This window comes from Actinoplanes sp. NPDC004185 (assembly GCF_053603475.1).
In genome coordinates, this window is the sequence record NZ_JBSGFR010000014.1 from 1 (window position 1) to 21,380 (window position 21,380).

23 protein-coding genes and 1 pseudogene are annotated in these 21,380 nt (G+C 71.6%); 14 read left to right on the plus strand and 10 right to left on the minus strand.

Annotated features, from left to right (window positions below):
• On the minus strand, positions 1-990 hold a 990-nt coding region (locus tag ACWEOZ_RS16220; RefSeq protein WP_451911478.1), incomplete at its 3' end, for an L-lactate permease.
• A gap of 331 nt (positions 991-1,321) precedes the next feature.
• Between ACWEOZ_RS16220 and ACWEOZ_RS16225 the strand changes: the two genes are divergently transcribed.
• Entirely contained in the window at positions 1,322-1,882 is a 561-nt protein-coding gene (locus ACWEOZ_RS16225; protein WP_212989507.1) for a GNAT family N-acetyltransferase, read from the plus strand.
• A gap of 240 nt (positions 1,883-2,122) precedes the next feature.
• Here ACWEOZ_RS16225 and ACWEOZ_RS16230 read toward each other — a convergent pair whose 3' ends face one another.
• Both ACWEOZ_RS16230 and ACWEOZ_RS16235 read right to left on the minus strand, forming a co-directional pair.
• The gene (locus tag ACWEOZ_RS16230; protein ID WP_451911479.1) at positions 2,123-3,655 is read right to left on the minus strand and encodes an APC family permease; all 1,533 of its coding nucleotides are present in this window, start codon (positions 3,653-3,655) and stop codon (positions 2,123-2,125) included.
• 62 nt (positions 3,656-3,717) lie between these two features.
• A complete protein-coding gene (locus tag ACWEOZ_RS16235) occupies positions 3,718-4,356 on the minus strand; it encodes a GOLPH3/VPS74 family protein (protein WP_360824221.1) in 639 nt (212 codons plus the stop codon).
• A 217-nt stretch (positions 4,357-4,573) separates the two neighbouring features.
• On the opposite strand from ACWEOZ_RS16235, the gene ACWEOZ_RS16240 reads away from it, so the two are divergent.
• From ACWEOZ_RS16240 to ACWEOZ_RS16250, 3 genes are all read left to right on the plus strand, one after another.
• Positions 4,574-5,422 (plus strand): helix-turn-helix domain-containing protein, encoded by an 849-nt coding sequence (locus ACWEOZ_RS16240; protein WP_451911480.1) that lies wholly within the window; start codon positions 4,574-4,576, stop codon positions 5,420-5,422.
• 76 nt (positions 5,423-5,498) lie between these two features.
• Positions 5,499-5,714 (plus strand): DUF397 domain-containing protein, encoded by a 216-nt coding sequence (locus tag ACWEOZ_RS16245; RefSeq protein ID WP_360543243.1) that lies wholly within the window; start codon positions 5,499-5,501, stop codon positions 5,712-5,714.
• A gap of 392 nt (positions 5,715-6,106) precedes the next feature.
• A complete protein-coding gene (locus ACWEOZ_RS16250) occupies positions 6,107-7,159 on the plus strand; it encodes a type III PLP-dependent enzyme (RefSeq protein ID WP_451911481.1) in 1,053 nt (350 codons plus the stop codon).
• Between the two features lie 4 nt (positions 7,160-7,163).
• On the opposite strand, the gene ACWEOZ_RS16255 is transcribed toward ACWEOZ_RS16250, so the two are convergent.
• Positions 7,164-7,760 carry a hypothetical protein gene (locus ACWEOZ_RS16255; protein WP_451911482.1) on the minus strand — a complete coding sequence of 199 codons (597 nt, stop codon included), beginning with the start codon at positions 7,758-7,760 and terminating at the stop codon, positions 7,164-7,166.
• A 101-nt stretch (positions 7,761-7,861) separates the two neighbouring features.
• Positions 7,862-8,023 (minus strand): hypothetical protein, encoded by a 162-nt coding sequence (locus ACWEOZ_RS16260; RefSeq protein WP_451911483.1) that lies wholly within the window; start codon positions 8,021-8,023, stop codon positions 7,862-7,864.
• 29 nt (positions 8,024-8,052) lie between these two features.
• Here ACWEOZ_RS16260 and ACWEOZ_RS16265 point away from each other — a divergent pair, with 29 nt between their 5' ends.
• The 3 genes from ACWEOZ_RS16265 to ACWEOZ_RS16275 all read left to right on the plus strand — a co-directional run bounded on the left by ACWEOZ_RS16265 (position 8,053) and on the right by ACWEOZ_RS16275 (position 11,658).
• Positions 8,053-8,949 carry a polysaccharide deacetylase family protein gene (locus ACWEOZ_RS16265; protein ID WP_451911484.1) on the plus strand — a complete coding sequence of 299 codons (897 nt, stop codon included), beginning with the start codon at positions 8,053-8,055 and terminating at the stop codon, positions 8,947-8,949.
• A gap of 59 nt (positions 8,950-9,008) precedes the next feature.
• A complete protein-coding gene (locus tag ACWEOZ_RS16270; RefSeq protein WP_451911485.1) occupies positions 9,009-10,094 on the plus strand; it encodes a glutamate-cysteine ligase family protein in 1,086 nt (361 codons plus the stop codon).
• A gap of 79 nt (positions 10,095-10,173) precedes the next feature.
• Positions 10,174-11,658, plus strand: a complete 1,485-nt coding sequence (locus tag ACWEOZ_RS16275; RefSeq protein WP_451911486.1) for an IMP dehydrogenase — start codon at positions 10,174-10,176, stop codon at positions 11,656-11,658.
• 88 nt (positions 11,659-11,746) lie between these two features.
• Here ACWEOZ_RS16275 and ACWEOZ_RS16280 read toward each other — a convergent pair.
• Positions 11,747-12,169: pseudogene (locus ACWEOZ_RS16280) on the minus strand (GtrA family protein); the annotation flags it as partial.
• A gap of 126 nt (positions 12,170-12,295) precedes the next feature.
• On the opposite strand from ACWEOZ_RS16280, the gene ACWEOZ_RS16285 reads away from it, so the two are divergent.
• The 5 genes from ACWEOZ_RS16285 to ACWEOZ_RS16305 are packed head-to-tail and all read left to right on the plus strand — an operon-like array spanning position 12,296 to position 16,402.
• Entirely contained in the window at positions 12,296-12,847 is a 552-nt protein-coding gene (locus ACWEOZ_RS16285) for an RNA polymerase sigma factor (protein WP_451911487.1), read from the plus strand.
• Positions 12,844-13,644 carry a hypothetical protein gene (locus ACWEOZ_RS16290; protein WP_451911488.1) on the plus strand — a complete coding sequence of 267 codons (801 nt, stop codon included), beginning with the start codon at positions 12,844-12,846 and terminating at the stop codon, positions 13,642-13,644. Before ACWEOZ_RS16285 ends, ACWEOZ_RS16290 begins: the two co-directional genes overlap by 4 nt.
• Positions 13,645-13,680: 36 nt before the next feature.
• On the plus strand, positions 13,681-14,484 hold the full coding sequence (locus ACWEOZ_RS16295) for an ABC transporter ATP-binding protein (protein ID WP_451911489.1): 804 nt from the start codon (positions 13,681-13,683) through the stop codon (positions 14,482-14,484).
• Positions 14,481-15,800, plus strand: a complete 1,320-nt coding sequence (locus tag ACWEOZ_RS16300; RefSeq protein ID WP_451911490.1) for a hypothetical protein — start codon at positions 14,481-14,483, stop codon at positions 15,798-15,800. The genes ACWEOZ_RS16295 and ACWEOZ_RS16300 overlap by 4 nt, the downstream gene beginning before the upstream one ends.
• Complete coding sequence (locus tag ACWEOZ_RS16305) at positions 15,797-16,402, plus strand: hypothetical protein (protein WP_451911491.1); 606 nt, start codon at positions 15,797-15,799, stop codon at positions 16,400-16,402. The genes ACWEOZ_RS16300 and ACWEOZ_RS16305 overlap by 4 nt, the downstream gene beginning before the upstream one ends.
• Before the next feature lie 91 nt (positions 16,403-16,493).
• Here ACWEOZ_RS16305 and ACWEOZ_RS16310 read toward each other — a convergent pair whose 3' ends face one another.
• Together ACWEOZ_RS16310 and ACWEOZ_RS16315 are read right to left on the minus strand one after the other, a co-directional pair.
• The gene (locus tag ACWEOZ_RS16310) at positions 16,494-17,741 is read right to left on the minus strand and encodes an MFS transporter (protein ID WP_451911492.1); all 1,248 of its coding nucleotides are present in this window, start codon (positions 17,739-17,741) and stop codon (positions 16,494-16,496) included.
• Positions 17,738-18,223 (minus strand): MarR family winged helix-turn-helix transcriptional regulator, encoded by a 486-nt coding sequence (locus ACWEOZ_RS16315; RefSeq protein WP_451911493.1) that lies wholly within the window; start codon positions 18,221-18,223, stop codon positions 17,738-17,740. The genes ACWEOZ_RS16310 and ACWEOZ_RS16315 overlap by 4 nt, the downstream gene beginning before the upstream one ends.
• 49 nt (positions 18,224-18,272) lie before the next feature.
• Between ACWEOZ_RS16315 and ACWEOZ_RS16320 the strand changes: the two genes are divergently transcribed.
• The gene (locus ACWEOZ_RS16320) at positions 18,273-19,193 is read left to right on the plus strand and encodes a LysR family transcriptional regulator (RefSeq protein ID WP_451911494.1); all 921 of its coding nucleotides are present in this window, start codon (positions 18,273-18,275) and stop codon (positions 19,191-19,193) included.
• A 59-nt stretch (positions 19,194-19,252) separates the two neighbouring features.
• Positions 19,253-20,155, plus strand: a complete 903-nt coding sequence (locus tag ACWEOZ_RS16325) for a DMT family transporter (RefSeq protein ID WP_451911495.1) — start codon at positions 19,253-19,255, stop codon at positions 20,153-20,155.
• 2 nt (positions 20,156-20,157) lie between these two features.
• Here ACWEOZ_RS16325 and ACWEOZ_RS16330 read toward each other — a convergent pair whose 3' ends face one another.
• Both ACWEOZ_RS16330 and ACWEOZ_RS16335 read right to left on the minus strand, forming a co-directional pair.
• Positions 20,158-20,499, minus strand: a complete 342-nt coding sequence (locus tag ACWEOZ_RS16330; RefSeq protein ID WP_451911496.1) for a VOC family protein — start codon at positions 20,497-20,499, stop codon at positions 20,158-20,160.
• A 20-nt stretch (positions 20,500-20,519) separates the two neighbouring features.
• Entirely contained in the window at positions 20,520-21,368 is an 849-nt protein-coding gene (locus ACWEOZ_RS16335) for a TauD/TfdA dioxygenase family protein (RefSeq protein ID WP_451911645.1), read from the minus strand.
• Positions 21,369-21,380 lie beyond the last annotated feature (12 nt).

Below are 21,380 nucleotides of genomic sequence, written 5' to 3' on the forward strand. Positions count from 1 at the left end.
GGCGGGTGCACGGACCGACCTGCGGATCCTCGACGTCGGTTGCGGACACGCGCTGCCCAGCCTGCTGCTGGCGCAGACCCTGCCGGGTGCCGAGGCCGGCTCGGCCGCGGGCCGCGGCTCGCGCAGGTCCGGGGACTCCGCCGGGTGCCAGAACCGCAGCAGCAGCACCACCGCGGCCGCGGCCAGCAACGACGCGATGATGTCGGTGAGCGGCACCGAGATGTAGTTCGAGGCCACGAACTGCCCGGCGGCGAAGACCACCCCGGCGACCACGGCCGCCGGCCAGGTCTGCCGGACCCCGCGGCGGCCGTCGATCACCGCGACCAGGACCAGCGGTACGACCACAGCCAGCAGCGGGGTCTGCCGGCCCACCATGGCGCCCAGCGTGTCGGCGTTGAGCCGGGGGTCGTCCACGGCGCCCGAGGTGACCGTGCCCAGGGTGACGATCGGGGTGGCCAGCGCGCCGAAGGCCACCGGTGCCGTGTTCGCGATCAGGGCCACCGAGGCCGCGCGCAGCGGCGGGAAGCCCAGGGCCATCAGCATGACCACGGTGACCGCCACCGGCGTACCGAAGCCGGCCAGGGCCTCCAGCAGGGCACCGAAGCAGAACGCCACGATGACGGCCTGGATCCGCATGTCCGGGCTGAGCCGGGCCATCGAGCGGCGCAGCACGTCGAAGTGGCCGCTGGCCACGGTGAGGTTGTAGACCCAGATCGCGTTCAGCACGATCCACAGGATCGGGAAGAACCCGAAGGCGGCCCCCTCCGAGGCGGACAGCAGCGCCTGCCCGACCGGCATCGCATAGACCGCTACGGCGACCACGAGGGCGACCGCGAGCGCGATGATCCCCGCGAGCCAGGCCCGCATGCGCAGCGCGCCGAGCAGAATGAACAGGGTGAGCAGCGGCAGGGCCGCGAACAGGGCCGAGAGCGCCAGGGAATTGCCGGCGGGGTCGGTCACGATCGTGAACTGGTCCGACATGACAGCCATCCAGCCTCGTCAATGGTGGAGACCACAATCTAACGCTTCTGGCGGGCCCGTGACATGGTGGACGACGGCGATCGGGCCGCCGTTGCCCGCGCGCGGGGCACCGACGGCCCGGCCGGTCGCCAGGGGCGTGTCCTTTGTGCAACGTGCACCGAGTACATGACCTTGACGTGCCAAAATCGTCGATCCGGGCCCGGGAGGGCCGAAATCTATGCTCACCGCCTGTTGCTTCCGCGTCACCCTCCGTACTCTGTTGGTCACATAGCCATCGATCAACTTCAGTGGTGTGAGGCATCGATGGTCACCCGACCGGCAGCATTGCGGGGAGCACAGCATGGTCATCAAAATTGTCGATCAGATCAACGACGACGAGCTCGCCGAAGCGGCCTGGCAGTTGTACTACGCCGCATTCCATGAGCTGAACGCGATGGCGGTGCAGCGGCACTTGATGTACCGCCACGAATTCGACGAGGTCATGAACGACACGCGGGTCCAGAAGTACCTCTGCCTGACCGATGACGGGACCCTGTGCGGTCTGGCGACGTACACCAGAGACCTCGAGGCGGTGCCGTTGATCGCGCCCCAGTACTTCGAGCGGCATTGGCCCGAGCACTATGCGGGCAAGCGGATCTGGTACATCGGGTTCGTCGCGGTTCACCCCAAGTCCCAGGGCCGGCACATGTTCCGGCAGCTCGTCGAGCAGTTGTACGTCACCGCGGCCACCCAGAACGGGCTGGTCGGCATCGACATCTGCTCCTACAACGACGAGGTGCTGAACTTCTCGCACATCTTCCGGTCCATGGTGGAGCGGCTCACCGACAACATGCGCTTCCAGCGGATCGACCAGCAGTCCTACTGGCTCTACGATTTCAGCGCCGAAGCCGCGGCGGCCTGAGGGTCCCCCGACATCACGCCATAGGCATCTCCTTCACCCGGGCTGGGCCGGCCGACGCTCCGCCGCAACGCTGCCGATACCCCGGAGCTGTCGACTTCGAGGTGCGCACAGGGAGCGTCCGCCGGTCCGCTACCACCGTCCGGCCGGGTGCCACGGAGTCACCGGTCCGTGGTTCCCGGCCGTCGTCGGTCATCTGAACGATCTCCTTCCGTCGCCTGGTCTCCTTCCGTGTGTCCGGGTTCAGTAGTGGTATCCGCGGGCCCCCACCGGTTCATGTGACCCTTTGGCCGACGGGGGCCCTTCCGGTAACGCGATGGTCCGGCCGTCCACGCCCCGGCCGATGGCCGCGTACGCCTCGGGGCGGGCGGCCCGCATGACCAGCGCCCAACCGACCCCGATCGCCGCGACTCCGCAGTAGAGCACCGGGACCAGCCACTGGAACGGCGAGTCGCCGGAGACCTGCAGGAGCTCGCCGAACCCGATGATGGTGATCCCGAGTACGGCGCTGAGCAGCAGGAAGGCGATCAGCGGAGCGATCTGCGAACGCCAGACGTTCTCCTTGCCCCGGTTGCGCACGAAGAACGCGAGCACCGCGAACGACGCGCTCCACATCAGGAAGAGCACTCCGAGGCCGCCGATCGTGGTCAGCCAGGCGAACACATAGAACAGTGGCTCCAGACCGGCGACGGCGTAGGCCGAGAGCACCCCGACCGCCAGCACGCTCTGGGTGATCGAGCCGAGCAACGGCGCACCGGTACGCGGGTGCGTCCGCCCCCACGCCGCGGGCAGCACACCCTCCCGCCCGAGGGCGAACTGGTAGCGGGCCACGGCGGCATGGAACGCGAGCAGCGCGGCGAAGACGCTGGTCATGAACAGGACGTAGCCGATGTTGACCAGGATGCCGGGCACGTGCGGCGCGACCAGCTCGAAGACCATGTCCGTCCGGTTGGCCTGGGCCGCCGCCACCACCCCGCCGGGCCCGGTGGTCACCGACATCGCCCAGGCCGACAGCCCGCAGAGCAGCCCGGCGAGGATGACGGCCAGGTGGGTGGCCCGGGCGATCGTCTTCTTCGGGTCCTTGGCCTCCTCGGAGAGCACGACGGTGGCCTCGAAGCCGACGAAGCCGGCGATGGCCAGCACCAGCATCGGGCCGACGTCGGCGGTGAACAACGGCCCCGGGTTCAGCGTGGCGAAGCTGACGGTGCCACCGGCCGGGTTGGCGATCATCACCAGGTCGTAGATCAGCACGATGCTGATCTCGGCGATCAGCAGGACGGCCAGGACCTTGCCGCTGAGGTCGACCCAGAGCAGGCCCAGCACCGACACCACCACCCAGGCCCCCAGCGCGCAGGCGAACCAGCCGACCTTGAGCCCGAACGCCGCCAGGATGTCGGAAGCCGCCGAGCCGAACAGCCCGAACAACCCGATCTGCATGAGCGAGTACGCCGGCAGCGCCACGAAGGCCGCACCGACCCCGGCCAGCCGCCCCAGCCCATGACTGATGTACGCGTAGAAAGCGCCCGAGTTCACGATGTGCCGGCTCATCGCCACGAAGCCCACCGTGAAGATGGACAGGATGCCGGCGGTGACCAGGTAGACCACGGGCACCGCGGTGTTGCCGATGATCGCGTAGATGGCCGAGATCGCGCCGATGATGACGGTCAGCGGGGCCGCTCCGGCCACCCCGAAGAAGACCACCGACGGGACGCCGAGCCGGTTGCGCGCCAGTGCGCTGGAGATGATGTCCGGCTCGGCGGGGTCCTTACGCGCCATCAACAGCCTCCCGGCCCATTGATCGAAGTTGTCCTGGCGGCGGTGGTGCCGCCCGCGAGAGCTCACCGACGGCCGACGGCGAGAACCGACCCGACGCTGGCCTCGGTGTGCTCGATGAGCTGGCGCAGGTCCTCGGGAAGGGAAGCCACTGTGTTCGGCAGGACGGAGAACGCGGACCGGTGCGCCTCGAAGTCCCAGAGCACGTGGCGGGTCAGACCGGTGGCGGCGATGAGGCCGGCCAGCACCCGGTCGGTGATGGACATGTCCAGGCCGCGGACCAGGATGTTGGCCAGCCGCATGGGGGCCCAGGCCGCGGCGTTGCGCTGCAGCTCGTTGTTGGGCATGTAGAAGGTCTGGGTGCTCAGCATCCGCCGCCGGGTCACCGACTCCACCGCGCCGGAGCGTTCGAGGCGCTCCCCCACCCGTACCGCCGCGTCCTGCGACAGGTAGGCGAGCCACGTCCGCACGTCGCGGTGCTGCGGCTGGGCGATGAGAAGGTCCAGGACGGCGTGGTCGAGCCCGTCGCGCGGAGGTTGGTTGCTCACGATCTCCAGGTCGCCCGCGAAGATCCGGAGTTTGTTGTCGAGGATGAGCTCGCCCAGCAGCGCCGCGGCCAATCCGATGCCGGTGGCCCGTGGATGCAGCCGTGAACGGCCGGTCCGGTCCTCGTGAGCGATCAAATAGAACTGGTCAGCCAGCACGCCGCCACTCCCTAGAACATCGACCTGTGATTCGTCAGGGACAACTGCCTGTATAGACCGCACTAACTCCCTGTCCGGTGCATCATGTACCCGGCGCTAAGGTCAACACAAGAAGTACTAGACTCGGAATCACGTCGTGATGTTTTTGCCGGAGGATGGGTCCGGCGCCACGCGTGGATGTCAAAGTATTCCCATTCCCGGAGACGAGGGGGCGGCAGTGTCCACTGACGAGGGCCCGACACTGCGACGGCGCCGATTGGGCGCGGAATTGAAGCGCTGCCGCGAGGAAGCCGGCCTGACCCAGGAGACCGTCGGCCGCCATTTCGAGTGGCACGCGGCCAAGGTGACCAGGATCGAGACCGCGCGCGTGGCGGTGACCGCCCGCGACGTCAAGGACCTGCTGAGCCTCTACGGCGTGCAGGACGAGAACTACCGCGAGGCGCTCATGGCGCTGGCCCGGATGTCGCGCGAGCGCACGTGGTGGACGGACTACCGCGACATCATGCGGCCGGGCAACTTCGTGGGCCTGGAGGCCGAGGCCTCGACCCTGCTGGCCTGGGAACCCATCGTTCTGCCGGGTCTACTGCAGACGGAGGCCTACATGCGCGCGCTGATGCGTACGGGCCGCGCGCAGGACCCGCCGCACCTGGTGGACCGGCGGGTCGCGCTGCGGCTCAAGCGACAGGGCCGGCTGCGGGCTACGAATCCACTGGAACTCCTCGCCCTCGTCGACGAATCCGTGGTGCGACGGGTCATCGGCGGCCCGGATGTCATGGACGAGCAGTTGCAGCACCTGATAGAAACCGCGCAATTACCGACGGTGACGTTGAAGATTCTCCCGTTCGATGCCGGCGAACATCCCTTCCTGGGCGGCTCAGCAGCACTTTTGGCGTTCCGGGAGACCACTCATTTGGATGTAGTTTACCTAGAGGGTCTTGCGGGCGACTACTACGAAGAGCAACATTCAGAGGTCGCCCGCTACCGTGACGAGTTCGAGCGACTGAGCGCCAAAGCCCTCGATCCCCGCTTGTCCATCAAGATGATCGAGGGCCTGCTTCGCGGATAGGCCCGGTACGAGCGAATGCCTGCACGAACCCGTGCAGGGGAGAACTACAACCGCATATTGAAGGGAGGTGCTTGGCATGCCTGCGCACCATCTCGACGCTGCTGTGTGGAAGAAATCCAGTCGCAGCAACGGAAACGGTGGCAACAACTGTGTCGAGGTCGCATTCCTCGACACAGTTGTCGCCGTACGCGACAGCAAGAACCCTACGGGTCCAGCTCTCATCTTCAACCCGTCGGACTGGACCGAGTTTGTTCACTCGGCAAAGGACGGCGAGTTCGATAACAACAGATGAGAGGTTACCGATAGGTGTGTGACGATGGGAAGTAGTCAATCAACGTCAACTTCCCAAACGGCAAGATCCGTTTCAAGATAGTGAAACGTCTGCGCCGGGCGAATAGTTGCGCACGATCGGGACCTTGAGGTAACGCCGGTTCGGGGCGCCCCAGACGGGGCGCCCCGAATCTGCATCCAGGCCTCTGACCTGCGCAGACTCCGCTGTGGACAGATCCGGCGGCGAGCACGGTATTCACCGGGACCACCTGCGAGGTGTACGCTCAGCAGCGGAGCTGTCACCCAGCGTGAAGGGGTTCCCCGTTGCGCACTTTCCCTCCCGGCCCCGCGGTAGCCGATCCGCCGGCCGGACTGCAAGGCCCTACCGCCGTTTCCGGCGTGCCCGTCCTCGAGATGAAATCCGCGCGTATAGCCGCTGCCGTCGAAGAATTCAAGAACGCATTCCCGAACGTCCGTCCATTCTTCGCGACCAAATGCAATACCGACCCCGGGGTGCTGCGCGTGCTGCACACCGCGGGCGCCCGTTTCGAGGTCGCCTCGGTGGACGAAGTGGGCATTCTGCGGTCGCTCGGCGTCCGCGGCCAGGATCTGCTGTTCAGCAATCCGGTACGGGCCCGCGAACAGACCCGCGGAGCCGCCCGGGCCGGCGTCTACCGGTTCGCGGTGGACTCGCTGGACGAGGTGGAGCGGGTGGCTGAGGAAGCCCCCGGGAGCTGCGTCTACGCCCGGCTGTCCACCGGCGACCGGGCCAGCCTGGTGCCCAGCGAGGGCAAGTTCGGTGTGGACGTGCCCGGGGCCGTCGAGCTGCTGGTCCGCGCGCGCACGCTGGGGCTGGTGCCGTACGGGATCACCTTCCACATCGGGTCGCAGTCGCTGACCCCGGCCGCGCTCACCGGGCCGCTGGAGGATGTGCACACCGTCCTGGCCAGACTCGTCAGCCACGGCATCCGGCTGCAGATGGTCGACATCGGCGGCGGTTTCCCGGCGGTCTACGACGAGCCGGTGCCCGCACTGGCGGCGTTCGGCCGGGCCGCGGCGGCCGGCATCGCGCAGCTGCCGTACCCGGTGGAGGTCTTCGCCGAACCGGGCCGGTGCCTGGTTGCCGAGGCCGGGACCTTCCGCTGCCGGATCATCGGGGTCGCCCGCCGGCCCTCGGGCTGGTGGGTGCACACCGACCTGGGCGTCTTCAACGGGATGATGGAGGTGCTCGAGTCCGCCGGGGAGCTGCGCTACCCGATCTGGGACGCGCGCGGCTCGGCGGTACGGCGAAGCTGGCACATCACCGGCCCGACCTGCGACGGCCAGGACACGTACGCCCGCGACGTACCCCTGTCGGCGGACCTGCGTGAGGGTGACGAGCTGTTCATCGGCTCCGCCGGCGCCTACACGACGGTGTACGCGTCCCGGTTCAACGGCTTCGCCAAGCCGCACGTGGTGCTGACCTGAGCGTTCAGGCGCAGCGGCGCAGGTGGGCGCGGATGTCCGCGGGCACCCCGGCGCAGGCGCCGGCGATCGCGTGCCAGGTCTCGGTCAGCCGCGAGTAGCGGAAGACCACCATCGCCGGGTCGGCGCCGTCGGGCCGGGTGCGGGCCAGGGCGTAGCTGTCGTAGCAGTCGACGTCGGCCAGCCCGCCGCCGGCGGTGGCAAGGTGCTGGTAGCGGTCGCTGGCGCGCAGGGCGTCGAGCAGGAGCGGCGCGGTCACGGGGCAGCCGTCGTCGACGGGGCGGCCCTTCACCTGCCCGGTGACCGGCGTCCCGACCGGCACCCCGGTCGGCTCGACGGCAGGCGGAGGTGGCGGGAAGCCATCGGCCTGGCCTGCGGGCGGAGACAGCAGGATGTCCCCTGCAGCCGGGGACGGCAGAATGCCCGCTGCGGCCGGCGGGCCGGAGCTGCCCTCCGCGGCGGGCAGGCCGGAGCTGTGCCGGCCGGCCAGGGCCACCGGCACGCCGACGGCCAGGACCGCCGCGGCCGCGCCCAGAACGGCAGCGAGCCGGCGCCGCCCGGAGAAGCCGCCGGTTCGACGATGCGGGTCGACATCCTCGGCCACGGGCTGATCCCTCCGCACAGGCGCGCCGGCGCGGCATGATCAACCGGCTGTGACGACGCGGATGCAGAATACCCGGACCCGGGAGGCCGCCGGCCGGGCACTCAGGACCGGAGGAACACGCCGGCCAGCGTCGCGTAGGCGGCCGGATCGGGCACCGGTCGGTGCATCAGCACCTCAGCGAACGTACGGACCGTGACGAGACCGAGGATCTGAGTGGGGTCAGCCGGCGGCGGTGCCCGGAGGCTGACGCGGGTGCGAGCCACCTTGTCCGGCCTTGGTAGCTTTCTGTCACATGATCATCCATCGCCCCTCCTTCCTCAAGCGCGAACCGTCCCCTCCGTCCATAACGGAAAGTGACGATGCGAGTGCGCGGGAGCCGGCGATCTCCCGGCGGCGCCTGCTGCGGGCCGGGCCGGGACTGGCCGGGGCCCTGGTGCTGGCCGGCTCGGCACCGGCGTCGGCTGCGCGCGTACCGTCGCCCCGGGCCACCACCTCGCCGCGACCGGCGGCACCGCGGCCGTCCGGCAAACCGCCGGCGCCGGCCGGCCTGCGGCCGCTGAAGGAGCCGGTGTTCACCCTCAAGGACTACCGGCGGGCGCTGCCCGGCCCGGCGTTCCCGTCCGACGCGGTCGCGCTGACCATCGACGACGGGCCGCACCCGGTGTGGACGCCCAAGATCCTGCGGCTGCTCGACAAGCACCACGTGCCCGCGCTGTTCTGCATGATCGGCAATCAGGTGCTCGGCCACGAGGCGGTGGCCCGCAGTGTGGTCCGCGACGGCCACCAGGTGGCCAACCACACCTGGAGCCATCCCACCGAGATGGGCCGCCGTCCGCAGCGCCACATGCGCAAGGAGCTCAGCCGCGCCCAGGAGAAGATCTACGACACCACCGGGTACGCCCCGGCGCTGTTCCGCTCCCCCGGCGGCGACTGGTCACCGGCGCTGCTGCGGGCTGCGGCCAAGGCCCGGATGGTGCCCCTGGACTGGAGCGACGACCCGTGCGACTGGTCCCGCCCCGGCGTCGCGGCGATCACCCGGCGCCTGCTGGCCGCCCGGCCGGGCCAGATTCTGCTCTGCCACGACGGCGGTGGCGACCGCTCCCAGACCTACACCTCCCTGCGCACGGTGATCCCGGCGTTGAAAGCCCGCGGCTACCGCTTCGTGGCCCTCGATCACCGCCACCCCTAAGGCCCACAATTCCCGTCGGGTGTGTAGGATGGGATTCCGCATCGACCTGGGAGCGCCGCGTGATATCGCTGACCGAACCGGCCGCCGAGCTCCTGGTGGCCGAGCACGCGTTCACCCCCGGGCTCCCGGGTTTCGTCGGCCTCTCGGTGGACCTGCTGCTCGACGAGCCGGGACTGCCGGAGTCACTGGTCGGCTCGCTGCGGGAACGCCCGCCGCTGCGGCACGGCCTGCTCGGCGCCCGCTCGGCGCGGATCGCGGTGGTCAGCGGCCCGCCGTCGCCGGGCATCGATGTCGTCGCCGAGCGGATGACCGAGGACCTGCCGATGCCGCACCCGCTGATCGCGGGACACCGGATCGCCGTCCTGGCCGAGGCGGCCGACGCGGTCGACCCGGCGAACGCCGCGGGTGACACGTACGCCACGGCGACCGCGGGCATCCGGGTGGCGCTGGAGGCGGGCGTCGACGGGGACGGGCCGTTCGGGCTGCGCCGGCGGTGGAACCTGGCTCACGCCGTCGCGCCCGTGCTGGCCGCGGCGTTCGCCAACGCGCCGCTGCGGCACGGCCGGCCCTCCGGCTGGCGCAGCACCCGCCAAGCCCTGCGCCGCGGCTTGCCGTCCGCGCCTCCCACAGCCGACCCGCGCGGCGCCTGGACGGGTCTGGTCCTGGACGCGCCGGTGGCGGGAACGGGCCGGACGTTGCGGGCCTGGAGCCGGTCCGGCCCCGGCGACCGGCCCACCATCACCGACCTCACCCGCCACCTGGACAGCCTGCGGCCCCCGGTGGCGGCCCGCGGGCACCTGGTGCTGGACGTGGCCGACCGGCAGCCCGGCAACGGCTGGCGGGTGCCGCTCGCGGTGATCGCCGCACTGCTCGACGATCCGCAGGCGGCCACCGAGGCCGAGGCGGCGACGCGGGCGCTGGCGGGCACGCCCCGGCCCTGGGAGCGCGCCGCCCGCGACGCTCTCACCGATCCCGAGCTGGCGGCGGTCGCGCGGGAGTGTTTCGTGGCCGCGTACGCGTCGCTGTCCCGTCAGGGGGTTTCCCGCGAGCTGCGGGACGCGGTCGCCGACTTCACCGAGCGGTACGTGCTGCGCGGCCGCTGCCCGGCCGACGACGTCCTCGACCGGGCGACAGCGCGCCCCTGAGCGCCGGCCGACTGCTAGGTTCGTACCTTTATGTCGGCCCGGCCCACTGCTCAGGAGCCTTGTGAAGATCCTCGACGAAGTGTCGCGAACGCTCAACGAATTCCTGCTCGTCCCCGGCCTCACCACCGCCGGCTGCACCCCGGACAATGTCGAACTCGGCGCGCCGCTGGTGCGCCACCGGGTCGGTGAGGCCGCGGCCATCCGGGTGGCCACTCCCCTGACCAGCGCGATCATGGGCGCCGTGTCCTCACCGCGGCTGGCCATCGCGCTGGCCCAGTGCGGCGGGCTCAGCTTCGTGCACCAGAACCAGCCGGTCGCCGCCCAGGCCGCGATGGTCCAGGCGGTCAAGCGGCACAAGGCCGGCTTCCGGTTCTCCGACATCAACATCAAGCCGTCGGCCACCCTCGGCGAGGTGGCGCTCCTGCTGGAGTCGGCCGAACGGGACGTCGCGGTGGTCACCGACGACGGCAGCCCGCACGGGCGGTTCGTCGGGCTCATCTCGACCGACGACTTCCATCCGCACCGGCACGACCTCGGCAGCCCCGTCGACTCCCGGATGCGCCCGGCCCGGGACCTGGTCACCGCCCCGCCGTCGATCACCCTCTCCGAGGCCAACACGCTGATCTGGGACCACCGCCTCGACGTGCTGCCGGTCGTCGACGCCGACGGGCTGCTGCAGTCCATCGTGCTGCGCCGCGACTACGAGCTGCACAAGCGGTTCCGCAACGAGTCCATCGACGCCGACAAGCGGTTCCGGGTCGGCGCCGGGGTCAACACGCACGACTACCGCGACCGCATCCCGGCGCTGGTCGAAGCGGGCGCGGACCTGCTCTGCATCGACTCCTCCGACGGCTATTCGGTATGGCAGGCCGACACCCTCAAGTTCGTCCGGGACACCTACGGCGACCAGGTGCGGATCGGCGCGGGCAACGTGGTCGACGCCCGCGCGTTCCGCTATCTCGCCGACGCGGGCGCGGACTTCGTCAAGGTCGGCATCGGCGGCGGCTCGATCTGCACCACGCGCGACCAGAAGGGCATCGGTCGCGGGCAGGCGTCGGCGCTGATCGACGTCGTGGCCGAGCGGGACGCGTACGCCGCCGAGACCGCCGTCTACGTGCCGTTGTGCTGCGACGGCGGCCTGCTGACCGACGCGCACATGGCCGTGGCCTTCGCCCTGGGCGCCGACTTCGTGATGCTGGGCCGCTACTTCGCCCGCTTCGACGAGAGCCCGTCGCCACTGGTCCGGGTCGGCGGTCAGTTCTTCAAGGAGTACTGGGGTGAGGGCTCCAACCGGGCCCGCAACGTGTCGCGCTACGAGCACGGTGGTGGCAGCCGGCTCACCTTCGAGGAGGGTGTCGACGGCTACGTGCCGTACGCGGGCAGCCTCTACGACAACGTGGCCCTGACCATCGCCAAGCTCAAGGCGACGATGATCAGCTGCGGGGCGACCGACCTGCCCGGCTTCCACCGGGACGCGGTGCTGGTGCCGGTGTCGCAACAGAGCTTCCTGCAGAACAGTGCGGAGATCCAGTTGCGCGACCGCCCCGGCGACGCGAGCCGCTGACCGACGACCCGGCGTGAGTCGCACCGACGTCCGTTCTCGCCGTGCGCGTCCGGCGGGGACGGACCTCGGGGTGCGGGAAGACGAAGCGTTTGAACGCCCACAGCCGGAACACCATGGCGACAGCGGTGCCGATCAGGATGCCGCTGACGAAGTCGGCGATCTCCTGCACCGGCCGGCTGACCTCGGGCACCCGCAGCAGGAACACGTACCGGGAGGCGTAGAGCGGCAGCACGGTGAGCACGATGCCGACGGCACTCACCAGGAAGAAGAGCGACGCCTCATGCCGCCGCTGGCGGCCGCCGCGGGTACGGAAGGACCACTCCCGGTTCAGCACGTACGACAGGATCGTGCTCAGCACGGTGGCGATGCCCAGCGCGGTGACCGGCTTGTCGGGCAGGACGGTCAGCTTCAGCGCGTAGTTGACGGCGGTCGTGGCCAGGAAGCACGTGCCGCCGACGACGAGGAACTTCGCCACTTCGTGATGCCGCCGCCACAGCCGGGTGAGCCACATTGGCGCCCGCCTAGGACACCCGGTCACCCGCTATGGGGCCCAGCGGCGAGGATGAGTCCGGACCTTTGGTGACCCATGTCACACCCACAGGAGAACCGCGAGCGGTGATCTTTCGTCTTGCTGGGTGTGAGACGAAGCTTGGACGCGGCCGGCGAGGACGACCTCGTACGCCGCACCGCCGCCGGTGACCGGGGCGCATTCGACGAGTTGTACCGGCGTACGTCGCCGTGGCTGCTCGCCCGGTTGCGTCGCCGGTGCGCCGACGAGGACGTCGTCGCCGACGTGATGCAGGAGACGTACCTGGCCGTGTGGCGGGCCGCGGGTACCTTCGCCGGGTCCGCCACCGCCGGCAACGGGATCGGCTGGCTGTGGACCATCGCGGCCCACCGCCTCGTCGACGCGTTCCGGCGCCGGGCCCGGCAGAACCAGCTTCCGGCGGTGGCGCTCACCGAGACGGTCGCGCCGGCCGCCGAGGATGAGGTGATGGCCGCCCGGGTCGGCCAGGAGCTGGAACACGCCCTGCTCGTGCTTCCCCCGGAGGCGCGGCAGGTGCTGCAGGCGATGGTGCTCGACGGTTTCTCGGTGCGGGAGACGTCGCTGCTGCTGGGCGTACCGGAGAACACAGTGAAATCCCGGGCCCGGCGGGCCCGGCTCGCGCTGCGGGAGGCGCTCTCATGACGACCCATCCGAACCCCGCGGTGATCGCCCGTTACGCCGACCCGGCGGCCGAGCTCGACGAGGTCACGGTCTGGTCGGTCGAGGTGCACCTGGAAGGGTGCGCCCACTGCCGGGCCCTGGTGGCCGGCAGCATGGCCGACCACACCCGGAGCCTGCTCACCCGGGTCGCCGCCGGGCTGGACGACGGCATCGCCGCCGGTCCGGCTCCGGCGCGCCGGCCGCGCTGGTCGGCGGCGCGGCACCGCTGGGTGGTCTGGCACCTGATGCCGTGGCTCACCATGACGGTGGCGGTGCTGGCCTGCGCGGTGCTGCTCCAGGCGCTGGCGCCCGGGCTGCCGTCGCTGGTGTCGCTGCTGGCTCCGGTGGCGCCGCTGCCGGGCGTCGCGATCGCGTGGAGCCGGCGTCACGACCCGGCGTGGGAACTGATCGCGGGTACGCCGGCGGCCGGGCTGACGATGCTGCTCCGGCGTACGGCCGGGGTGCTGGCCGTGGTGGTGCCGGCGCTGGCGCTGGCGAGCACCCGTACCGGAATCTCCCTGGCCCTGACGCTGCTGCCGTGCCTGGCCTTCACCGCCGCGACCATCGCCCTGGGCGCCTTCGTCGGGGTGCGCCTGGCCGCTCTCGGGCTGGGCGCGGCCTGGGCGGCGGCCGTGATCGTGCCGGCCGTGGTCACCGCCGAACTGCCGGTGGTGCTGCGCGCGGGCACTTCTCCCGGGTGGGCGCTGCTCACCCTCGTGCTGGCCGGGCTGGCCGTGCTGCGGGCCGACAACTTCCGCCGGCTGTCCAGCCACAACTGAGCTCCCGGGCATCTGCCCATACCTTTCGGAGGATTGATGATGCGTACGGTGAGCGCGGACGAGACGGCTCCCACCACCCACCCCTGGGCGGTTCATGCCGAGGAGCTGCGGGTGCGCGCCGGCCGGCATCTCGCCGTCGACGGCCTGGACCTGGCCCTCGGCACCGGTGTGCACGGTCTGCTCGGCCCGAACGGCGCCGGCAAGACCACGCTGATGCGGGCGCTGGCCACGGTGGTGAAGCCGGCCGGTGGCCGGCTGACGCTGCTCGGTGAGGCGGTCGACAGCCGGGCCGACCTGCGCCGGGTCCGCCGGGGCCTGGGCTATCTGCCGCAGCAGTTCGGCTTCTATCCCCGGTTCACGGTCCGGGAGTTCGTCGAGTACATGGCCTGGCTCAAGGAGATGCCCAAGCCGGCGGTGCCGGGCGCGGTGCAGCGGGCGATCGACCGGGTCGGGCTCACCGACAAGGCCGGCGCACGGATGAAGACGCTGTCCGGCGGCATGCTGCGCCGGGCCGGCATCGCCCAGGCGATCGTGAACGACCCGGCCGTGCTGCTGCTCGACGAGCCGACCGTCGGTCTCGACCCGGAGCAGCGGCTCGACTTCCGTGAGCTGTTGCGTGACCTCGGCGTCGACAGCTGCGTGCTGGTCTCCACGCACCTGGTGGAGGACGTGGTGGTCGCCTGCACCGACGTCGTCCTGATCAACGAGGGACGGCTGGTCTATCAGGGCACGCCGGACGACCTCATGACGCAGGGCGGCCAGGGCGACGCCGGGGACAGCCCGGCCGAGCGCGGCTATTCCGCGCTGCTGCGCCGGCACCGGGCGGAGGCCGGCCGATGACCCGCATTCTCGGTATCGAACTGCGCCGCTCGGCGGCACTCGGCTCGGCGCTGGCGCTGGCGGTGGCCGGCACCCTGCTGCTCTTCTTCGCCGAGGGGATCGGCTTCTCCACCGGGTGGATGCAGCTGGCCATGACGCAGCGGCTCTACCTGGCGGTGCTCTGGCCGCTGGCCCTGGCTGCCGGCGCCTGGCAGGCCCGGCGGGAGCACCGGTCCAACGTGGAGGAACTGTTCGGCAGCACACCTCGCCCGCGGGCGCACCGGATCGTGCCGACGCTCGGCGCGATGGGTGTCGCGGTGGTGGCCGGCTATCTGGTGATGGGGATCGCGGGCGCCGTGTGGATCATCAGCACCGCCCGGTACTTCCCGCTGGCGGTCGTGGTCGTCACCGCCGTCGGCGCGCTGGCTCTGGTCGCGGCGGTCTGGGTCGGCCTGGCGGTCGGCCGCCTGCTGCCCTCGCTGGTGACCGCCCCGGCGCTGGGCGTGGCCGGCCTGGCGCTGCTGTTGCTGATCCCGGCCGCGACGCGGCCCCGGGGGTGGCTGGCGCTGGTGTTCTCGCCGATCTACGAGATGAACATGCCGGACGCCTACGCGACCGTGCCCGGCCGGGTCAGCGCCGCCCAGGCCGTCTGGCTCGCCGCGCTGGCCGTCGCCGCCGTGCTGCTGTTCGCGTCCGGCGGATGGCGGATCCGGGTGGCCGCGCTGCTGCCGGTGGTGCTGGGTGCCGCTCTGGCCGTCGCCGTGATGCCGCACCGGAACAGGTTCGTGACGGACGCGATCGACCCGGTGGCGCGGGCCCTGGTCTGCACCGACGACCAGCCGCGCGTGTGTGTCAGCCGGGTCCACTCCGCACTGCTCGCCGAGGTGACCCCCAAGGCCCGCGAGGGTCTGACGGCCCTGACCAAGCTGCCGGGCGGACCGACCGAGGTGCACGAGGACACCACCGCCTACCCCGACGTCTACCCGGCGTGGCGTGAGGACGTCGCCCTGCTCCGCCTCGAGACCGGCCCGGACGGTCACGTCCTGGCACCGTCCGGGATACCGGCGGAAGTGGTGTTCGGAGCGTTCGGGAGCCCTCCCGGATGTGAGAAGCAGGCCGGCTGGTCGGAGCGGCACGCCGCCGCCTCGTGGCTGACCGGACGCGAGCCGGTGGCCGACGAGATGTCCGACCCGGAGGGGCACGAGAGTGCCGTGAAACTGTGGCAGAGCCTGCGGCAGCTGCCCGAGAGCGAGGCCGGCAAGCGGGTTGCGGCCCTGCGCCGGGCCGCGCTGAGCTGCTCGGCCGGCGAGGGACTGCTCGCGGGGACCGCGCGATGAGGTGGCTGACGCTCTATCTGCGCTCCCGGCGGGCCCCGATGGCGCTGGCGGCGGCCGGCGGCCTCGCGGTGCTGATGTGGTCACTGTGGTCGGTGTTCTCGAACGCGCCCGAGGTGGGCTTCCAGCTGGTCGCCCTGACCGTGCTGCTGATGGTCGTCGCGCTGACCGCCACGCTCGGCGGCCCGGACGACGCGCTGGAGGGCACGGCCGCGTTGCGCTGGCCGCGGCGACGGGTCGCGCACCTGCTGGTGGCGTTGCTGGTCGTGGTGGTGCTGCTGCTGGTCACGCTGGCGACCGGCGCCCGCTTCGGGCCCGGGTGGCTGGTGGTGCGGGACGCGGCCGGGCTGCTGGGGCTGACCGCCCTGGCCGCCGCCACGACGGGCACCGCCCGGGCCTGGTTCCTGCCGCTGGCCTGGACGCTGGCCGCGGCCCTGTACCCCCGCTCGGAACCGGTCCTCGGCCAGGTCCTGACGTGGCAGGCCCAGCCACCGGAGAGCACGGCCGCGAACCTCACGGGCGCGTTGCTCGCGCTCGGCGGGCTCGTGGCCTATGCGGTGGCGGGACCGGCCCTGCGCCCGCCGGCCGAAGCGGGCCAGCACTGAAGCGGGCCGGGCCGGCCCGGCGCTCCCCGGTCCGAGCGGGCAGGCGTTGAGATTGGCGCGATCGGCCCGGCGCTGAGACGCGCTGGATCGGTCACGGCACCGGCTCGGTGACCCGGTCCTCGACGGTGAAGCGGCGCAGCGCGGGAGTCGTCAGTGCGATCAGGCCCGTCGCGACGACGCCGAGGACTCCCCCGATGGCCAGGGACGCGCCGCCCGAGGTCACCGTGGCGACCAGGCCGGCCCGCAGATTGCCGAGCTGCGGTCCGGCCGAGCCGACGATGTGCTCGAGCGAGGCCACCCGTCCCCGGTACGCGGCCGGCGTCACCGACTGCACCACGGTGCCCCGGGACACGACCGCCCAGGTGTCGGCCCCGCCGGCCACCGCCAGCAGGCCGAGCGCGAGGAACAGGTGGCCGCTGAGCCCGACCAGGCCCAGCGCCACGGACCAGACGGCCCCGCAGATCAGCAGCACCGTCCCGGGGTGGCGGCGCCGGGTGGCCAGGCCGGAGAGCACCGAGGCGAGCACCCCGCCGACGGCGACGGCCGTGATGAACAGCCCGAGGATCTCCGGCCGGCCGCCGAACTTCTCCTCGTTGATCACCGGGAACAGCGCGATCGGCATGGCCAGCAGCGTGGCGGCCAGGTCGGCCAGGAACGCGCCCCGGACCTGAGGGGTGCGGACGGTGAACGCGAGGCCGTCGCGGACTGCCGCCGCACCCGGGCGGCCGGTCGCGCCCTGCACTCCCTTGGGCAGGCCGGCGATGCCGATCAGCGCGAAGCCGAAGGTGACCGCGTCGATGACGAAGCACCAGGTCGTCCCCCATTGCGCGGTGACCAGGCCGGCCGCGGCCGGGCCGAGCAGCATGGCGAGCTGGAACGACAGGTGGTTCAGGGCCAGGCCGGCGGCGAGCCGGTGCCCGCTGAGCAGCACCGGGGTGAAGGTCTGCTTGGCCGGCCCGCCCAGGGCGGCCAGCCCGGAGGCGGCGCCGGTGAGGACCAGCATCAGCGGTACGCCGCCCACGTCCGAGGCGGCCACCCCGGCCATTCCCGCACTGATCACCAGCTGGCCGTAGGAGCAGCCCAGCGCCAGCCGCCGGCGGTCGACGTGGTCGGTGAAGGCGCTGCCGGCCAGCGCGAGCACGATCAGCGGGACCGCGGTGACCAGGCCGACGAGCCCGACCATGGCGGCGCTGTGGGTGCGTTCCCAGATGTAGTAGATGACGGCGAAGCCGCCGAACTGGCCGCCGAGGCCGGAGGCGGTGGTGCCCAGCCACAGCCGGCGGAACGTGCGGTTCTCGCGCAGCGGGCGCAGGTCGACCAGGGAGTCGAGCGCGCTCACGACTGCTCGCCGGCGAGGTGGTCGCGCAGCCGCTGGGCGAACGGGCGGGCGGTCAGGGCGGCCTGGATGTCGGCCACGGCCCGCATGATCGGGTACGGCAGCTCGGCGTCCAGGGCCAGCACCGTCGCCTCGGTGGCCCGCCACTCGGCCTGCAGGAACGGCAGGATCTCCCGGGCCCGGGCGGTGAGCTGGACCCGGCGCTTGCGGCCGTCGCTGTCCTCGGCCGGCTCGACCAGGCCGGCCTTGCCCATCGCCGCGACGGTCTGGCTCATCGCCGAGTGGCTGACCTTCCGGCGCTCGGCGATCTCCTTGATGGTCAGTGGCCCGGCGCGGCCGAGATCGATCATCGGGCCGACGAACCGGGTCCGGACACCCTCGATGCCGGCCTCGGCGTAGAGCCCGGCGATGTCGGCGTCCATGTCGGCGAGCAGGCGCCACAGCGGGCCGTAATAGCTGCTGTCCAGCAGATCGGGAGGGGGCATCGGAAAACTATAACAGTGCTTATATAAATTCGGCGCCTAGGATGCGGGCATGGGACAGATCGACCTGCGGCGGCTGCGGCTGTTGCGGGAGTTGCGCGACCGGGGCACGGTCACCGCCGTCGGCTCCGCATTGCACATGACCTCATCAGCGGTGTCGCAGCAGCTCGCGCTGCTGTCCAAGGACGTCGGGGCGCCACTGCTGGAGCCGCACGGGCGGCGGGTGCGGCTCACCGACGCCGCCTGGCTGCTGCTGCGCCACGCCGACCGGCTCTTCGCCCAGCTGGAGCTGGCGCAGACAGAGCTGGACGCCTACGTGAGCGGGGCGGCGGCGACGGTCCGGGTCGACTGCTTCACCACGGCCGTGCCGGCCCTGGCGGTGCCGGCGATGGCCCGCCTGGCGAAGGACGCGCCCCGGCTCACCCTGCGGGTGCGCGAGGCCGACACCGAGGAGGCGCTCGACCGGCTGCTGCGGGACGAGACCGACGTCGTGGTCGGGCTGGACGGAGAGGTACGGGCGGACGACGCGCGCTTCACCCGTACGCCGCTGCTGGTCGACCCGCTCGACGTGGTCCTGCCGGCCGGTCATCCCCGGGCGGCCACCACCGACCTGTGCCTCGCCGATCTGGCCGAGGAGGAGTGGATCGTGCCGCCGGCCGGGCTGTGCCGCGACATCGCCCTGCGTGAGTGCGCGCTGGCCGGCTTCACGCCCCGGACCGCGCACACCGCGGACAGCTACGTCTCGGTCTTCGCCCTGGTCCGCGCCGGGCACGGCATCGCGCTGGCGCCCCGGATGTGCGGAGCCGGCCAGGCGCCGGGCCTGACCGTACGGGCCCCGCGGGCGCAGCAGCCGGCCCGTCAGGTCTCGGTGTTCTTGCGGCACGCGGCCGAGCAGGCGCCGCACCTGCGACCGGTCGTCGAGGCACTCCGCCGGGCCGCCGCCGAGCTGGAGCAATCTTTCATTTCTGCTTAACAGAAGCGCTTAGAAACACCTGGTGGACGCCGGCGTACCCGCTCTTCGAGGATAAGACCATGAAGATTCGCTTCGTGGTTCTGGCGCTGCTCTGGGGCAGCAGCTTCACGTTGATCAAGGAGGCTCTGGCCGGCCTCTCCCCCGCTCAGCTCGTGCTGGCCCGGCTGGTGCTGGGTGCGGCGGTGCTGCTGAGCATCGCGGCGGTCCGCCGGGTCGGGCTGCCGCGCGGGGCAGCCGTCTGGGGCCACCTGGCCGCCGCCGCGCTGTTCGGCAACATCATCCCGTTCCTGCTGCTCTCCTACGGTGAGCGCACCGCGGGCGCCGGCATCGCCGGGGTGCTGGTCGGCGCGACCCCGCTGCTCACCCTCGCGGTCGCCGCCTTCGCGCTGGCCGAGGAACGCGCCACCGCGCGCAAGCTGATCGGGCTGCTGGTGGGCTTCGCCGGCCTGGTCGTGGTCATCGCACCATGGCGCACCGGACCCGGCTCGGCCGGCGGGGAGCTCGCGTGCTTCGGCGCGGCGGTCAGCTACGCCGCCGGCTTCGTCTACGTCCGCAAGTTCCTGTCGCCGCGGCACCTCGCGCCGATGTCGCTGGCGGCCGGACAGTTGTCCATGGCCGTGGTGCTGCAGGCGGCGGTCAGCCCGTTCCTGCAGTGGGGTGCGGTGTCGCTGACGCCGCGGGTGACGGTGAGCATCGTGCTGCTCGGGGTGCTGAGCACCGGGCTGGCGTACGTGCTGTACTTCCGGCTCATCGGTGAGGTGGGCGCGACCACGGCGTCCGCGGTCAACTACCTCGTACCGATCGCGGCGGTGGTCGTCGGGGCGATCACCCTGGGCGAGCGGATCACGCTGACCACTGTGGCCGGTGGTGCGGTCGTGCTGGTCGGCATGGCGTACGCGGAGAACCGCCTGCGCCGTCCGCGCCGCGACCCGGTCACCGCGGCCGCGTCGCCGCCGCGGTGACCTCAGAGCGGGCCGCCGCCGAAGCCGATCTCGTTGCCGTCCGGATCCCGGAAGACCGCCTTGCGCACCCCGTTCTCGTAGGTCTCGCGGTGGGCCGGGGTCAGGCCGCGACCGGCGATCGCGGCCAGGCGGTCGTCGAAGTCGCTGACGAAGGCCGTGTGCAGGGCGTGCCCGGCCCGGTCCGGCAGCACCTCGATGTACAGGAAACGGTGCTCCGCGAGCTCCCAGACCGCCTCGGTGTCGTTCGGCCGGAACGACGGCGGCTTCCCGAGGAGCCGTTCGTACCAGGCCGTGGCGGCGGTGAGGTCACGGACCGGGACGCCGGCGAACAGGTCCAGAGTCATGCGGCCATCGTGCCACCCGCTCAGCGGCGTCCGGGGCCCACCGGGACGTCGCCGCGCAGAGTGATCCGGTGCATGACCCGCCGCTCGGTGCCGTAGTCGCGATTGGCGTAGTGGGCCGTGCTGCGGTTGTCCCACATCGCGACGTCACCGGCCCGCCAGCGGTGCCGGACGATGTGCTCCGGCTTGGTCAGATGGGCGTAGAGCAGGTCGAGGACGGCCCGGCTCTCGAACTCCGACACCCCGGTGATGTGCGAGGTGAAGCCCGGGTTGACGAAGATGCCCTTGCGGCCGGTCTCCGGGTGGACCCGGATCACCGGATGCTCCACCGGGTCGAGCCGGGTGACGACCTCGCCGTCCCACTCGTTGCCCTGCCCGCCGCGGCGCTGGGCCAGGTAGTAGCCGAACTCGCGGGTGCCGTCGTGCACCGCGGTCAGCCCGTCCACCAGGTCCCGGACCGCCGGGCTGAGCGAGTCGTAGGCCAGTTGCGAGTCGGCCCAGTTGGTGTCACCGCCGCTGGGCGGCAGCGTGACGGCGCGCAGGATCGAGCCCAGTGGAGGGCGGCGCATGAACGTCACGTCGGTGTGCCACACGTCGGCGAAACCGTTGTCGGTGCTGTCGAGCGCGTACACCTCGGGGTGCGCGGCGTCGACCCCGCCGACCACCGGGTGCGACGCGGTGAGCTCGCCGATCCGCCGGCCCAGCCGGACCTGGCCGTCGTCGTCCAGGCGCTGGTCGCGGAAGAAGAGCACCTTGCGGTCCACCAGGGCGGCCCGTACGGCGACGAGCTGCTCGTCGGTCGCGGTGCCCAGGTCCACCCCGTGCACGACCGACCCGAAGTGCGGGCCGAGCGCCTCGAGGTCGAGTCCCACTGCGGTGACGGT

Excerpts from the sequence above, each read along its gene's own strand:
- ACWEOZ_RS16225 (WP_212989507.1), top strand. The coding sequence starts at position 1,322 with ATGGTCATCAAAATTGTCGATCAGATCAACGACGACGAGCTCGCCGAA.
- ACWEOZ_RS16230 (WP_451911479.1), bottom strand. The coding sequence starts at position 3,655 with ATGGCGCGTAAGGACCCCGCCGAGCCGGACATCATCTCCAGCGCACTG.
- ACWEOZ_RS16245 (WP_360543243.1), top strand. The coding sequence starts at position 5,499 with ATGCCTGCGCACCATCTCGACGCTGCTGTGTGGAAGAAATCCAGTCGC.
- ACWEOZ_RS16250 (WP_451911481.1), top strand. The coding sequence starts at position 6,107 with ATGAAATCCGCGCGTATAGCCGCTGCCGTCGAAGAATTCAAGAACGCA.
- ACWEOZ_RS16265 (WP_451911484.1), top strand. The coding sequence starts at position 8,053 with ATGATCATCCATCGCCCCTCCTTCCTCAAGCGCGAACCGTCCCCTCCG.
- ACWEOZ_RS16290 (WP_451911488.1), top strand. The coding sequence starts at position 12,844 with ATGACGACCCATCCGAACCCCGCGGTGATCGCCCGTTACGCCGACCCG.
- ACWEOZ_RS16295 (WP_451911489.1), top strand. The coding sequence starts at position 13,681 with ATGATGCGTACGGTGAGCGCGGACGAGACGGCTCCCACCACCCACCCC.
- ACWEOZ_RS16300 (WP_451911490.1), top strand. The coding sequence starts at position 14,481 with ATGACCCGCATTCTCGGTATCGAACTGCGCCGCTCGGCGGCACTCGGC.
- ACWEOZ_RS16305 (WP_451911491.1), top strand. The coding sequence starts at position 15,797 with ATGAGGTGGCTGACGCTCTATCTGCGCTCCCGGCGGGCCCCGATGGCG.
- ACWEOZ_RS16315 (WP_451911493.1), bottom strand. The coding sequence starts at position 18,223 with ATGCCCCCTCCCGATCTGCTGGACAGCAGCTATTACGGCCCGCTGTGG.
- ACWEOZ_RS16320 (WP_451911494.1), top strand. The coding sequence starts at position 18,273 with ATGGGACAGATCGACCTGCGGCGGCTGCGGCTGTTGCGGGAGTTGCGC.
- ACWEOZ_RS16325 (WP_451911495.1), top strand. The coding sequence starts at position 19,253 with ATGAAGATTCGCTTCGTGGTTCTGGCGCTGCTCTGGGGCAGCAGCTTC.
- ACWEOZ_RS16330 (WP_451911496.1), bottom strand. The coding sequence starts at position 20,499 with ATGACTCTGGACCTGTTCGCCGGCGTCCCGGTCCGTGACCTCACCGCC.